14 protein-coding genes are annotated in these 13,841 nt (G+C 71.7%); 6 read left to right on the top strand and 8 right to left on the bottom strand.

The annotated features are described in order from the left end of the window. Positions 1 to 53: 53 nt before the first annotated feature. The 3 genes from AC3EO4_RS01430 to mmuM all read left to right on the top strand — a co-directional run bounded on the left by AC3EO4_RS01430 (position 54) and on the right by mmuM (position 4,563). Entirely contained in the window at positions 54 to 950 is an 897-nt protein-coding gene (locus AC3EO4_RS01430) for a helix-turn-helix domain-containing protein (RefSeq protein WP_431893107.1), read from the top strand. Further along, positions 947 to 3,505, top strand: a complete 2,559-nt coding sequence (locus AC3EO4_RS01425; protein ID WP_431893105.1) for a VIT domain-containing protein — start codon at positions 947 to 949, stop codon at positions 3,503 to 3,505. Before AC3EO4_RS01430 ends, AC3EO4_RS01425 begins: the two co-directional genes overlap by 4 nt. Before the next feature lie 191 nt (positions 3,506 to 3,696). Beyond that, positions 3,697 to 4,563, top strand: coding sequence for a homocysteine S-methyltransferase (gene mmuM / locus AC3EO4_RS01420; RefSeq protein WP_431893103.1), 867 nt, complete (start codon positions 3,697 to 3,699; stop codon positions 4,561 to 4,563). Here mmuM and AC3EO4_RS01415 read toward each other — a convergent pair. Then, positions 4,496 to 5,845 (bottom strand): MFS transporter, encoded by a 1,350-nt coding sequence (locus AC3EO4_RS01415; protein WP_431893100.1) that lies wholly within the window; start codon positions 5,843 to 5,845, stop codon positions 4,496 to 4,498. The genes mmuM and AC3EO4_RS01415 overlap by 68 nt on opposite strands. 93 nt (positions 5,846 to 5,938) lie before the next feature. Between AC3EO4_RS01415 and AC3EO4_RS01410 the strand changes: the two genes are divergently transcribed. Continuing rightward, complete coding sequence (locus AC3EO4_RS01410; RefSeq protein WP_431893097.1) at positions 5,939 to 6,850, top strand: LysR family transcriptional regulator; 912 nt, start codon at positions 5,939 to 5,941, stop codon at positions 6,848 to 6,850. 38 nt (positions 6,851 to 6,888) lie between these two features. On the opposite strand, the gene AC3EO4_RS01405 is transcribed toward AC3EO4_RS01410, so the two are convergent. Next, positions 6,889 to 7,590 carry a lysophospholipid acyltransferase family protein gene (locus tag AC3EO4_RS01405; protein ID WP_379579531.1) on the bottom strand — a complete coding sequence of 234 codons (702 nt, stop codon included), beginning with the start codon at positions 7,588 to 7,590 and terminating at the stop codon, positions 6,889 to 6,891. A 200-nt stretch (positions 7,591 to 7,790) separates the two neighbouring features. Between AC3EO4_RS01405 and AC3EO4_RS01400 the strand changes: the two genes are divergently transcribed. Then, positions 7,791 to 8,549: an alpha/beta hydrolase gene (locus tag AC3EO4_RS01400; protein ID WP_379579533.1), complete on the top strand. Its 759-nt coding sequence runs from the start codon at positions 7,791 to 7,793 to the stop codon at positions 8,547 to 8,549. A 42-nt stretch (positions 8,550 to 8,591) separates the two neighbouring features. After that, the gene (locus AC3EO4_RS01395) at positions 8,592 to 9,044 is read left to right on the top strand and encodes a hypothetical protein (protein ID WP_431893093.1); all 453 of its coding nucleotides are present in this window, start codon (positions 8,592 to 8,594) and stop codon (positions 9,042 to 9,044) included. Here AC3EO4_RS01395 and AC3EO4_RS01390 read toward each other — a convergent pair. From AC3EO4_RS01390 to AC3EO4_RS01365, 6 genes are read right to left on the bottom strand one after another with little or no spacing between them, the layout of a single operon-like run. Continuing rightward, on the bottom strand, positions 9,037 to 10,137 hold the full coding sequence (locus AC3EO4_RS01390) for a hypothetical protein (RefSeq protein WP_379579537.1): 1,101 nt from the start codon (positions 10,135 to 10,137) through the stop codon (positions 9,037 to 9,039). The two genes, AC3EO4_RS01395 and AC3EO4_RS01390, sit on opposite strands and share 8 nt — an antisense overlap. Before the next feature lie 36 nt (positions 10,138 to 10,173). Further along, complete coding sequence (locus tag AC3EO4_RS01385; protein ID WP_431893090.1) at positions 10,174 to 10,866, bottom strand: endonuclease/exonuclease/phosphatase family protein; 693 nt, start codon at positions 10,864 to 10,866, stop codon at positions 10,174 to 10,176. A 9-nt stretch (positions 10,867 to 10,875) separates the two neighbouring features. Beyond that, positions 10,876 to 11,808 carry an ROK family glucokinase gene (locus AC3EO4_RS01380; RefSeq protein ID WP_379579541.1) on the bottom strand — a complete coding sequence of 311 codons (933 nt, stop codon included), beginning with the start codon at positions 11,806 to 11,808 and terminating at the stop codon, positions 10,876 to 10,878. Between the two features lie 29 nt (positions 11,809 to 11,837). Then, complete coding sequence (locus AC3EO4_RS01375) at positions 11,838 to 12,230, bottom strand: hypothetical protein (RefSeq protein WP_379579544.1); 393 nt, start codon at positions 12,228 to 12,230, stop codon at positions 11,838 to 11,840. Further along, positions 12,223 to 13,386, bottom strand: a complete 1,164-nt coding sequence (locus tag AC3EO4_RS01370; RefSeq protein WP_379579546.1) for an ArsA family ATPase — start codon at positions 13,384 to 13,386, stop codon at positions 12,223 to 12,225. Before AC3EO4_RS01370 ends, AC3EO4_RS01375 begins: the two co-directional genes overlap by 8 nt. After that, entirely contained in the window at positions 13,383 to 13,820 is a 438-nt protein-coding gene (locus tag AC3EO4_RS01365; protein ID WP_379579548.1) for an SRPBCC family protein, read from the bottom strand. The genes AC3EO4_RS01370 and AC3EO4_RS01365 overlap by 4 nt, the downstream gene beginning before the upstream one ends. Positions 13,821 to 13,841: the final 21 nt, after the last annotated feature.

Below are 13,841 nucleotides of genomic sequence, written 5' to 3'. Positions count from 1 at the left end.
CCGAATCTTCCCCGGCCTTGACACTGCAATGATGACAGTGTCATCGTTGCAGTATGAGCGAGACCTGGACGATCGGCGAGCTGGCGCGGCACGCGGCCGGCGAGTTGCGCACGTCGGGCCAGCAGGTCAACGGGCGGGTGCGCGAAGTGCCGAGCGAACGGCTGATCAGGTGGTACGCCACGATCGGGCTCCTCGACCCGCCGCTCACCAGGCGCGGCAGGGTGGCCCTCTACGGCCGCCGCCATCTGCTGCAGCTGGTGGCCATCAAGCGCATGCAGGCCGACGGCGCGTCCATCGCGGAGATCCAGGCCGCCCTGACGGGCGCCACCGACGCGATGCTCGCCCACGCCGCCCGCCTCCCCGTCCCCCCGCCCACCGCGGACCCGTCGCCGCCCGCCCCGTCGCCGCCCGCCATATCCCCGCAGGCCGAGTCCCTACACGCGGAGTCCCCACACGCGGAGTCCCCACACGCGGAGTCCCCACACGCGGAGTCCCCACACGCGGAGTCCCCACACGCGGAGTCCCCACACGCGGAGTCCCCACACGCCGTGTCCCCGCACGCCGGGCCGCCGTCTCGCCTCGACGGGCAGGCGGCCCCTTCCCCCGGCCCCTCCCTCTCCCCTGCCGCACCGCCGTCACGCGCCGCCGAGCCCGCCCCGCCCGCCCCCGGCTCGATCCCGCCCGCCCCCGCCTCCACGACGCCGCCCTCCGCGCCTGACACCGTGTGGCCGGGCGAAGGGGCCAAGGTGAGGTTCTGGGCGCGGGCTCCGGAGTCGGCTCCGCGCTCGTGGCCCGTCCACGGCGTACGGCTGGCCGAAGGCGTGACGCTGCTCATCGACGGCGCCGGCCGTACCCCGTCAGAAGCCGACCTCGAGGCAGTCCTCGCCGCCGCCGGACCGCTTCTCGCGGTGCTCGAAGAGCGCCGCCTTCACGAAGGGAGCGCGACATGAAGATCATCTCGCTGGACCCGACCGAGTGCCTGCCGGTCCCCGAGGCAGGCATGGGCGCGCTGCGGACCGAGCGCGGCAACCTGCCCCTGGAGAGCGTCGACATCGCCGCGCGGATCTCGGGCCTGATCGCGGGCGTGGAGGTGACGCAGGCTTTCCGCAACCCGTTCGACGTGACGCTGGAGGCGACCTACGTCTTCCCGCTTCCCGACAGGGCGGCCGTGACCGCGTTCACGATGGAGGCCGACGACCGGGTGATCGAAGGCGTGCTCAAGGAGCGCGGCCAGGCCAGGGCCGACTACGACAGGGCGCTGAGCGAGGGCAGGCGGGCCGCGCTCGCCGAGGAGGACAGGCCCGACGTCTTCACGATCACCGTCGGCAACATCCTGCCGGGCGAGCGAGTCACCGTTCGCCTCACGCTGAGCCAGCCGCTCCCGTACGAGGACGGCGCTGCCACCTTCCGCTTTCCCCTGGTCGTGGCACCGCGCTACATCCCCGGCGACCCTCTCGACGGCGCCCCCGCGGGTGGCGGCGTGGCCCCCGACACCGGAGCCGTCCCCGACGCCTCCCGCATCACCCCGCCGGTGCTGCTGCCCGGCTTCCCCCATCCGGTACGGCTGTCGCTGCGCGCCGACGTCGACCCCGCGGGCCTCGAGCTGCGTGAGCTCGCCTCCAGCCTGCACGTCGTCCAGCGCGAGGGCACCACCGTGGAGTTGCAGCCCGGCGAACGCCTCGACCGCGACTTCATCCTCCGCATGGGCTTCGAGGCGTCGACGGCGCTGCTGCTCGACGGCGAGGGCACCTTCAACCTGACCGTGCTGCCGCCCGCGCTGCAGGAGCGGCGCGCGCCGCGCGACGTGGTGCTGCTGCTCGACCGCTCGGGCAGTATGACCGGCTGGAAGATGGTGGCGGCCAGGCGCGCGGCGGCCCGCATCGTCGACACGCTGACGTCCGACGACAGGTTCGCTGTGCTCGCCTTCGACTCCGTGGTGGAGCAGGCGTTCGAGGGGCTGCGCGAGGCGACCGACCGCAACCGCTATCGCGCGGTCGAGCACCTGGCCAGGGTCGATGCCCGTGGCGGCACCGAACTGCTCGCCCCGCTGCTGCAGGCCGTCGCCCTGCTCGCCCACCCGTCGCCGCCCACGGCCTCTCGTTCGACGGCCGGCGCCTCGCCCTCCCCCACGAGCCCGGCCACCGCCGGCTCGGGCACGAGCCCGGACACGGGACAGGCCACAGGGCAGTCCACGGGGCCGGCCGGGGAGCAGGGCGCCCGCGACCGGATCGTCGTGCTGGTCACCGACGGCCAGGTCGGCAACGAGGATCAGATCCTCGAGCAGGCCGGAGGAGCGCTCTCGGCCATGCGGGTGCACGTCGTCGGCATCGACAGGGCCGTCAACGCGGGCTTCCTCGGCAGGCTGGCCGGCCTCGGCGCGGGCCGCTGCGAACTGGTCGAGTCGGAGGACCGCCTCGACGCGGCCATGGAGCAGATCCACCGCAGGATCGGGGCCCCGCTGGTCACCGACCTGTCGCTGAAGGGCCTCGACGTCGAGACCGGCACCGTCACCCACCTGGGCTCGATCTTCCCTGGCGTGCCGCTGACGGTGTCGGGGCGCCACCGCGAAGGCTCCTCCGTCACCGTCCACGGTCTCGCGGGCGGCACGCCGTGGGAGCAGACCGTCCCAGGCACTGTGGTGGACAACCCCGCCATCCGCGCGATCTGGGCCCGCGCGCACCTGCGCGACCTCGAGGACCGCTACGCCATGGGCGAGCACGACCTCGAGTCCGGGATCGTGGAGACGTCGCTCGCGTACAGTGTGCTGTGCCGTTTCACCGCCTATGTCGCGATCGACACCCACCAGGTCGCCGACGGCACGCCCGAGCATCGCGTGATCCAGCCCGTCGAGCCGCCCAGCGGGTGGGAGATGCCCGCCATGCCGCCCTCGGCGTCCGGCATGATGTTCACCGCCATGGCCGCCGCCGCTCCCTCGGCGCCACCGCCGCCGGCCCCGCGCCGTCCGGCCGGCCCTGGCGTGCCGCGCAGCCTCCCCGAGCCTGGCGCCCCCGCCCCGCTCGGCGGGACCGCGGGCTTCGGCGGAGGCGGGACGCAGGACGGCCAGGCGAGCGTCGACTGGATGGAGCAGGAGCAGTCCCGCGGCGGCCCCGGTGGGGCCGGTATCACCGGGCCTGCGGGCCGCCGCCCGTCCTTCGGCAGGGCGGCCGGGCTCGGCCGCGGAAGGAGCGCCCCGCAGCCGCCGCCGGTCAGGCACGAGCTCGACCTGGTGAGGCCACAGCTGGTGGCCGAACTCGAACGGCTGAAGACGGTCCTCGTCGACCGCCGGCTCTACCTGGCCGACCTGGGCAGCCGCCTGGCCGCGCTGGCCGCCTACCTCGGCGGTCACGCCGAACTGTCGGCGCTGGCCACCGAGCTGGAGACGGCCGAGGACCCCGGCACCGACGCGGACGCCCTGTGGGCTCGCGCCGTAGAGGTCCTGACCAGGCTCCTGGGCGACTCCGCCGGCGGCACCACCCGCCCTCGCCCGTTCTGGAAGCGAGGCTGACCTCCACCCGGCGACAAGGGTGCATCCTCCGGAAGAAGCCCGAACGGACATCGGGCCGAGGGCGCCGGGGCCCGGAGGCCCCTGCCCCACGAGGATGCACCCACCCGAGGGATCCGAACGCGGGCCTTGAACGAGGGCACCTCGGGTCGAGGGCGGGAAAACGGCTGGAGAAGAGAGCATAAAGTGATGGTGTGAGCACACTTGTCCTGGATGGCGGTCTCGCCACTCACCTCGAAGCGCTGGGCGCCGACCTGCGCGACGAGCTCTGGTCGGCCCGCCTGCTGCTGGAAGATCCCGCCCTCATCCGCCGGGTCCACGCCGACTACTTCGCGGCGGGCGCGCAGGTGGCGACCACCGCCAGCTACCAGGCTTCGATCCCTGGCTTCGTCAAGCGCGGCATGTCCGAGCAGGAGGCCGCCGACCTCATCGCCCTCTCCGTCACGCTCGCCGTTCAGGCCAGGGACGAGGCAGGCGGCGGGCTGGTCGCCGCCAGCGTCGGCCCCTACGGCGCATACCTGGCCAACGGCGCGGAGTACACCGGCGACTACGACCTCGACGAGGACGGGCTGGCCGACTGGCACCGTCCCCGGTGGGAGATCCTCGCGGGATCGGAGGCGGACCTGCTGGCCTGCGAGACCATCCCGTCGTTCGCCGAGGCCAAGGCGATCAGCCGCCTCCTGGAGGAGACTCCGGAGGTGAAGGCGTGGATCGCCTTCTCCTGCCGGGACGACAGGCATCTCAACGACGGCACCCCGATCAGGCGGGCCGCGGCCCTGTTCGCGGACAACCCGCAGGTCCTCGCGGTGGGCGTCAACTGCACCTCGCCGTCGCACATCTCGGGGCTGATCCGCGAGCTGGCCGGGTTCACGGTCGTCGTCTACCCGAACTCGGGTGAGACCTGGGACGCCGAGGCCCAGCGCTGGCGCGGGTTCGCCGACCCCGTCGAGTACGGCGAGGCCGCCAGGCAGTGGCGGGATCTGGGCGCGTCGTTCATCGGCGGCTGCTGCCGTACGACGCCTGAGCACGTGAAGCGGGTGCGCGAAGCCAGCGCAGGGTGAGCAGCCCACCGGCGAGCACGACGACCGCGACGACGAGGTAGCCGGCGCTCATGCCTCTGGTGGCCAGGGCGGTCCCCATGACGGCGACGCCGACGGCGCTGCCCAGCTCGCGGGCGGCGCTGGTGAGGCCGGAGCCGAGCCCGGCCCGCTCGGGCGGCAGCGCGGCCACGGCGGTGTGCGAAAGGTGCGGGAGGCTGAGCCCCATGCCTGCGCCCATGAGTGTGGGCCCGACGGCGTAGAGCACGTACGGCGTGCCCGCGCTCGCGAACGACAGCGCCACCAGCCCGGCGAGCACCAGCGCGAGGCCCGCCAGGACCGCCCTGCGCTGGTCGAAGCGCGCCGACAGCCGCGACAGCACGATCATCGGCACCGTGAGCGGCAGGATCGCGAGCCCGGTGAGCAGCGGCGAGAAGCCCATGACCTCCTGCAGGTAGCGGGCGTTGACGAAGAACAGCGCGAACAGCCCGAAGAAGAGCACGGCGACGCCGAGCGTTCCCGCACGCAGTCCCGTCCTGGCGAACAGGCGCGGGTCGAGCAGCGGCCCCGCCGTACGGAACTGGTGGGCGACGAAGCCCGCGAGCAGGACGGCGGCGAAGGCGAAGGCGCCGAGCACGGGGGCGCTGGTCCAGCCGTGTGAGGGCCCCTCGATGACGCCGAACAGCAGCGCGACGGAGCCTGCGATCAGCAGGGCGGCACCCGGCAGGTCGAGGTCGGCGTGGTGGCGGGGCAGCCGGGGCGCGAGCCTGGCGGTGAGGAGCGCGAGCAGCCCTGCGATCGGCACGGGGATCAGGAACAGCGCCTGCCACGGCAGGTACTGCATGACGAGCCCGCCGCCCACGTTGCCGAGGACGCCCGCGACGCCGGTGGCGGCGGTCCAGGTGGCGATGGCCTTGCCGCGTTCCTCCGGCGGGTGGACGCCGACGGTGAGCGAGAGCGAGGCGGGCATGACGAGCGCCGCGCCCGCGCCGCTGAGCGCCCGGGCGGCGATGAGCACCCCGGTGGCCGGGGCGAGCGCGGCGGCCAGGCTGCCGAGCGCGAACACGGCGAGGCCGGTGATGAGCACACCCTTGCGCCCGAAGCGGTCGCCCGCCGCGCCCGCGGGGATGAGCAGGCAGGCGAAGACGATGACGTAGGCGTCGACGATCCATACCAGCTGCGAGGGGCTCGGTCGGAGCGCGCTGGCGGCGAGGGTGGGGATGGCCAGGTTGACGGCGGCCACCAGGGAGACCGCCAGGACGACCGAGGCCGCCATGACGGCCAGGATCCTTGATCTTTCGGGCATGCGGGAACCCTTCGGAACAGGTGGGAACGGGAAGCAGCCTCACCGTAGGATCGAGAGTGACCTGACTTCAAATGCATCTTTGGCAAGGTATGTATGCGTCAGACGCAACCATCACTCGACCTGCTGATCGCTCTCGACGCGCTCCTGGAGGAGGGCAGCGTCTCGGGGGCGGCGTTGCGCCTGCGCCTGTCCGAGCCCGCGATGAGCCGCACGCTCGGCCGCATCCGCAGGGCGATGGGCGACCCGATCCTGGTCAGGTCGGGGCGGGCGATGGTCCCGACGCCGCGCGCGCTGGCCGTACAGGCGGAGGTGCGGTCGCTGGTGGAGGCGGCGCGCAGGGTGTTCGCCTCGCCCGCCGAACCCGACCTCGCCACGCTGAGGCGTGACTTCGCGATCCTGGCCTCCGACGCGGTCATCGCGGCGATCGCCGCCCCGCTCCTCACCCGCACGGTACGGCAGGCCCCCGGCGTGACCCTGCGCTTCGTTCCCGAGGGCCAGACCGACGTCAGGGCGCTGCGCGACGGGCTGGCGGACCTGGAGGTGACGGTCATCCAGGATGCCGCGCCGGAGACCAGGGTCGAGCTCCTGGCCGTCGACCGGCCCGTCGGCCTGGTGCGAGCGGGGCACCCCCTGCTCGAAGGGCCGATCACGCCCGAGCGCTACGCCGACGCCGACCATCTCCTGGTCACCCGGAGAGGACGGCTGGCCGGGCCGATCGACAGGGCGCTGGGCGAGCTGGGGCTGCGGCGCAGGGTGGTGGGCACGGTGCCCGCCTTCACCCAGTCGCTGATCGTCCTGCGGGAGACCGATCTGGTGGGGATGGTGGGCGCCTGGCAGGCTCCCGAGGCGGTGGCGGCCCTCGGCCTGGTGACGTTCGAGATCCCGCTGGAGCTGCCCACGATGGAGATCTCACAGGCCTGGCACCCGCGGCACGACGCGGACGCAGCGCACGCATGGCTGCGCGCCACGGTCAGGCAGGTGTTCGCCGAGCAACCGGCGTGGTGAGCAGCCCGTGGCGACCGGCCGGAGCCGATCAGCCGTGATCAGTTCTGGGCCGCCCTGGCCGCCCGCTCCATCTCGACGCGCGCGCTGGCGGCGTACTTGTCGACGTACTCCTGGCCGGACAGCTCCATCAGCGCGTACATGATCTCGTCGGTGACGGCCCTGAGCACCAGGCGGTCGTCCTCCATCCCGTAGTACCGGGAGAAGTCGAGCGGCTTGCCGAAGCGTACGCCTGGCCTGATGCCGAGCTTGGGCAGCGGCCGTCCTGGCGGCATCATCTCGTAGGTGTTGACCATCGCCCACGGGATGACCGGGGCCCGCGACTCCAGCGCCAGCCTCGCCACGCCCGTCTTGCCCTTGTAGAGGCGGCCGTCGGGCGAGCGGGTGCCCTCGGGGTAGATGCCGAGCACGTGGCCCTCGGCCAGGATGCGCTTGCCGGTGCGCAGCGCCGCCTCGCTGGCCTTGCCGCCGGAGCGGTCGATCGGAACGGTGCCGACGCCGCTGAAGAACAGCCGGGTGAAGAAGCCCTTGACGCCGCTTCCGGTGAAGTAGTCGGATTTGCCGAGCGAGATCACCTTGCGGGGCAGGTGGAGCGCGCCGAAGAAGTGGTCGGCGAAGGACAGATGGTTGCCGGCGAGGATGACAGGACCCTGGCGCGGCACGTTGTCGAGGCCCTCGGCCCACGGCCTGAAGACCAGATGCAGGAACGGCGACAAGATGGCCTTCACCATCCAATAGAACACCTGGCCACCTCTTCCTCGGAACAGTCGGTAATCATCTTCGCATCTCGGAGGCGAAGCTCCTACACCACTACTCGCGCAACTCCCCCATATCATGCGACGATCGGGCAAATCGGGGCTCAATAACAGCGTTGACTTATGACAGCGTTGATTGTGCAGGCAGTGTTGAGCGTGCAGGGATGATTTCCCGGCGAGGAGCGGTTATGCCGGTCATGCCAGGTGCCGAGCCGTACCACCACGAGGCCGGACAGGTCGGGGTGTTGCTGTGTCACGGCTTCACCGGCACGCCCCAGTCCTTGCGCCCGTGGGGGGAGTACCTCGCGGCGCACGGTCTCAGCGTGGCCCTGCCCAGGCTCCCGGGACACGGCACCACCTGGCAGGAGATGAGCCACACCCGGTGGGAGGACTGGTACGCCGAGCTCGAGAAGTCCTTCGAGGACCTGCGCGGCAGGTGCGCGGAGGTGTTCGTGGCCGGGCTCTCGCTGGGGGGCTGCATGGCGTTAAGGCTGGCGGAGGTGCACGGGGCCGGCGTGAAGGGCGTGATCGTGGTCAACCCATCGATCGCCAACGACGTGCCGCTGCTGCGCCTCGCGCCCGTGCTGAAATGGTTCATCGCGTCGGTTCCCGGCGTGGCCAACGACATCAAGAAGCCGGGAGCGGTCGAACTGGCCTACGCGCGCACCCCCGTCAAGGCGGCGGCGTCGCTGCCATGGCTGTGGTCGCTCGTCCAGGCCGACCTCGGGACGCTCGACGCGCCGGTACTGGTCTTCCACAGCCCGGAGGACCACGTGGTCAAACCCACAAGCGTGGCGATCCTGCGTGAGCGGGTCGCCGGAGTGACGGTGGAGGAGCTCCCCGATAGCTACCATGTTGCGACTCTGGACAACGACGCCGACAGGATCTTTGCCGGGAGCCTGGACTTCATCAGGACACACGCCTCGGTACCCTTGCAGAGAGACTGATCGCTACCGGGGGGAAAGTGCGATCTTCGTGAAGGATGTGACGTGACGCCGCAGAGTGACGAGGACGAGGTCTGGCGTCAGATCGTCGCGTCCTACAACGAGCCCGACTCCGCCGATCAGCCCTGGCCCGACAGCGAGAACCTGTCCCCCGCCGAACAGGAGCCCGAGCCGACCCGCCGAGTGATCAAGGCCTCCGAGCCCGAGGACGTCGACGAGACGCCCCTCGTCGACGACGAGGAGGAGGACGAGGGCCATTTCGTGCCCGAGCCGCCCCCTCCCCTGCCCAAGGTCGACCTGGCCACCAAGGTGGCGTGGGTGGCGCTGTTCGGTGGCCCCGCCTACCTGCTGGTGGCGGCCATGAGTGGCTGGGACATGCAGGGCTGGGCACTGTTCACCGCGGTGGCCGCCTTCATCGGCGGCTTCGTGGCGCTCGTGGTCCGCATGGGGGACGGCCCGCCCAACGACTCCGGCTGGGACGACGGCGCGGTCATTTAGCCGACGAGCGGCCGAACGACTCCACGACGTCGCTGTAGCGTTCGGCCGCGTCCACGACGTGGCCGACGGCCCACACGCCGCCCTTGCCGGGCAGGTACGTCACGGCCTGCAACCGCACACTGCCCCTGGTCTTCTCGGGGCCGCCGCGGATGACCTCCCACTGCTTCTTCTCGTTGCGCAGCAGGAACGCCTCGCCGTCGTGGTCGGGGTCGTAGCCGGAGACCCAGAAGCGGCCCTTGCCGTCGCCGGTCACGCCGTACAGCCTGGCGCGTGACTCCGGCAGTTCGGCGCGCGTCCAGCGCTTGCCGTTCCACACGAGGGCGAGCGGCTCGGACACGCCGAGGTCCCCGTAGACGCCGCCCACCGCCACCGCCCGCTTGGCGCTGTCGATGTAGACGTCGCGCAGGTAGCCGCCGGGGATCGAGGGCAGCTCCATCGAGGTCCACTCGCCCTCGGCGTACCGCATGATCAGCGGCGCCTTGCCGGTGTCACCGACCGCGAAGGAGCCGGCGACCGCGTAGAGGGAGCCCTTCTCCTCGATCTGGTGGAAGGTCCACTTGCCGTCCTGCCCGGTCAGCAGCAGGCCCTTGCCGTCGCGGCTGCCCGCCGCGACGACCCTGCCCGCGCGCGCGTCGATGCCGCCGAACCAGTCGCCCGCCCGCATGCCGGGCACCCTGACCCTGTCGAAACCGCTCGCGTCGCCCCTGCCGAGGTACGGCAGGCCGTCGTGGCCGTCGCCGACCGTCCACACCTGGCCTGCCGAGACCGCCGACACGCTGCGCAGCGGCCCCGCGCCCGTCGCGTCGCGGATGGGCACCTCGCTCCACCCTGTGCCGTTCCACCGGCCGACGGCGCCGCGGTTCTCCCACACGTCCCAGATCTGCTGCTGGCCGACCGCCCACACCTCGTTCGCGGAGACGGCGTCCACGTCGGTCAGTGAACTGTCGGCACTGAGACGCACGCTCGTCGAACGCTGCCACGCCTCGATCGGCGTGCGGACGGGCTCGGCGTGCGCGGCGCTCACGACGGGCAGGCCGGAGACTATGGTGGCCACGCACAGGAACAGCGCACGCCGCCGAAGGCGACGGGTCATGACCAAATGGTACGGCCACCGATGACGCGACGCGGACTAGGCCCGTACAAGCCTGGCGACCACCGGAAGGTGATCGGTGGCGGCGACCAGGTCGGCGGGATCGGCGTCGACACCGCCGCACCAGGCCACCTGGAGCCCCTGGGTGGCGAAGATCGCGTCGATGCGCCTGTCGGGGCGGGCGGCCCTGAAGGTCAAACCATTACCTCGTGGCGCCCTCGGGTAGCAGTCGCTCAGTCTGGCCGCGATGTACCGCCAGGTGGTCTTGTCGTCCTGCTCGTTGATGTCGCCCGCCAGCACGATCGCCGCGTCGAACCTCGCCGCGACCTGCTCGATCATGGCGACGGCCTCGGTGGCATGGTGAAGCCTGGCCGCCTCGTCGAGGTCGAGGTGGATCGAGGCGACGGCGAAGCGCGCGCCTTCGACCTCGACGACCGCGATGGCCACCGCCCTGATCTCCAAACCTAAGAAGATCTTTAAGACGTGGCTCTCGCTGTGCAGCAGCCGTACCCCGGGGGCGAGCAGGATGGCGACACCGCCGAGCCTGCCGCCCGCGGCCACGCGCATGCCCGCGGACTCGGCCAGCTCCATGCGGCGGCGCCGCCAGCACAGCAGCCGCGGCGCCTCCTGCACGCACAGCACGTCAGGGCTCATGGCCCTGATGACCCTGGCAAGCGCGGCGACGTCATCCTTCATGCCGCGCACGTTGTAGGTGCCGACCGTGATGGTCACTCCGTGAATTTAACGCCTGCGCGCCAGATCCGCAGCGCCTACGAGCCCGGCGGAAGCGCCGAGTTCGGCGAGCTTGATCCCGGCGACGGGCCGGTGGCCCCTGCCGGTCAGCACGCGCCCGAACGTCTCGCGGGTCCTGTCGAGGAACAGGTCGGCCGCCCTGGACACGCCGCCGCCGACGATGAAGAGCCCAGGGTCGAGGACCGCGGCCAGGTCGGCCATGCCCTGGGCCAGCCAGTCGGCCATCGCGGTGAAGGCCGCCAGCGAGGCCTCGTCTCCCTGCCTCGCGGCCTCGGTGATCTCCTCGCCCTCGACCGTGCCCCCTGACAGGCCGAGCAGGACGGCGGCCCGCTCCGGCTGGTCGGCGACGATCTCGCGGGTCTCGCGGACGAGGGCGTTGCCGCTGGCGTACTGCTCCCAGCAGCCGAGGTTCCCGCACCCGCAGAGCCTGCCCTCGGGGACGACCTGCATGTGGCCGAGCTCGGCGCCCATGCCCCAACGGCCGCGGTAGAGCTGACCGTCGATGACGATGCCGCCGCCGATGCCGGTGCCGACGGTGATGCAGACGAGGTGGCTCTCGCCCCTGCCCGCGCCGAAGCGGGCCTCGGCCCACGCCATGGCGTTGGCGTCGTTCTCCACGATCACGGGCAGGCCGATCAGCTCGGTGATCTTCTTCTGGAGCGGCTCCTCGCGCCAGGCCAGGTTGGGCGCGAAGCGGACGACGGAGCGGGTCTCGTCGACGAATCCGGCCGCGCCGACGCCGACCGCCTCGATCTCCTTGCCCTTCGCCAGCTCTTTGACGACGTCGGCCACCGTCGCGGCCACCTGGTCGGGCCGGTCGGCGGGGGTCGGCCGCAAGGCGTTCTCGATGATGGCGCCGTTCTCGTCCACCACGCCCGCGGCGACCTTCGTGCCGCCGATGTCCACGCCGATCGTCAGCATGTCCGTCCCAACCTTTCTTCCGGGGCTCCTCAGCCCAGGTCGATGTGCTCCACGTCCTCGTGCCGCTCCTCGCGGGGCCTTCGGGGGGAACTCGGACGGCTCAGCGCGTCGACCGCCTGGCGGAACGCGGCGAACAGCTCGCCGCCCGCGGCCATCAGGTGCCCGGTCACGTCTGACCCCGACTCCTTCTGCGCGGCGATGGCCCTGCAGACCGGGCACGCGCGGCAGATGTACTCGCCTTCGGGGTGCTCGGCCACGGCCTCGCCCCACACGTCCCGCTCGCGCCCGCCACCGCCGCCGGTGAACGAATTGATCACCGTCTTGCCCACCTGGCGGGTCGCGCGCCCCTGCAGCGCGTCGAACAGCTTGCGCGCCTCCTCGGCGACCGTGCCGATGGGATCTCTGTCATTGCTCTCAGTCATCTCGCCCTCCTGTCACGAACCGTACCCGGAGGCGGCCGTCACGGAGCACGGCGCCGCTGATGTTCCTGCGGGCCAGCGCGGTGGGCAGGGCCAGGATCCTGCGGTACGGCCCGGCCGTGACGATCAGCTCGTCGCCCTTGCGGGCCAGGTCGACCTCGTTCTTGTCGGCTCCCGGCAGGGCCAGCGACAGCTCGTGCCCGTCGAAGGCCAGCGGCGGATCGACGTCGGGATCGGCGAAGGGATCGCCGCCGGCGTAGATGCCTTCGCCCACCTCGGCCAGCGCGGCGGCGCCGACGGGCTCGCCAGGCAGGTAGGGCACGACGTGGACGGGCAGCGGAGCGAACGACTCCTCGGCCTCGGCCAGCAGCTTCGACTGCGCCTTCACCCACTGGGAGCGCCACTCGTCGGCGCCGTCGGCGGGGAAGACGCGGTTGGCGATCACGGCGTCGACGCGGTAGCCGTACAGGTTGAGAGAGGTGAGCGTGCGCCTGGCCTCGGCCAGCACCACCGACTCCGGCGTCAGCACGAGACGGACGGAGGCGGACTCGCCCGTGAGCAGCTCGCGCACCTCCATGAGACCGCGGTGGAAGCGCTCGCCGGCGCTCACGACCTCCTCGCCCGGCGTGCTGACGTGGGCGAGGCTGCGCACGAACGGGGCGACGACCTTCATCAGCCTGCGCCCGACGGGCAGCAGGCGTGAGACGTGCCAGTCGAGCGCCTCGGGCAGGGCCAGCAGGCGAAGCGTCTCAGCGGTCGGCGCGCAGTCGACGACGATGACGTCCCAGCGGCCCGAGTGCGCCTGCTCGCGCAGCTCCAGCAGCGCGATGACCTCCTCGGCGCCCGGCAGGACGGTGATCTCCTCCGAGGTGATCGCGTCGAGGCCCAGCTCGGAGAACAGCCCTCTCGCGTAGTCCTGCAGCTCTCCCCAGTGGCGTTCGAGCGACTTCTGGGTGTCGACCTGGTGGAGGTGCAGGCCCGGCTCGATCTCCACCGGCTGGTCGCCCACGCTGACGTCGAGCGCGTCGGCCAGGGAGTGCGCGGTGTCGGTGGAGACGACCAGTGTCTTCAGCCCGCGCCGCGCGGCCAGGGTCGCCGTCGCCGCGGCCACCGTGGTCTTCCCGACGCCGCCCTTACCGGTGAAGAGCAGGACTCTCATCGGCCTTCGACACGCTTCTTCAGGCCCTTGAGCGCCGTGTCGACGATGACCTTCTCGGCCTTGCGCTTGATCATGCCGATCATCGGGACCTTCAGGTCGACCGCGAGCTCGTAGGTCACCTCGGTGGCGCTGCCCCGGTCGGCGAAGGTGTAGCTCCCCTTGAGCTCGCGCACCATGGTGCCGGACTCGACGACCTGCCAACTGACGCTCTCGTCGTCGATCCATTCGTAGCCGAGGGTGTAGGTGTCGCTGATCACCCCCGCGTCGAGCACGAAGCGCACGGTCTGCGGACGGCCGGCGCCGTTCGTGCTCAGAACCTCGGCCGACTTCACCTGACCTGCCCATTCGGGATAGGCGGGGAAGTCGGCGACGACGGTCATCACGCGGGAGCGGTCGGCGTCGATGGTGATGCTCGACGTGGTGCGATCAGCCATGCGACAAAGGTACCGGTCGGG

Source organism: Nonomuraea sp. bgisy101 (genome assembly GCF_057708945.1).
Note: the sequence above shows the minus strand (reverse complement) of the source record. Positions and strands in the feature narration are given on the sequence as shown.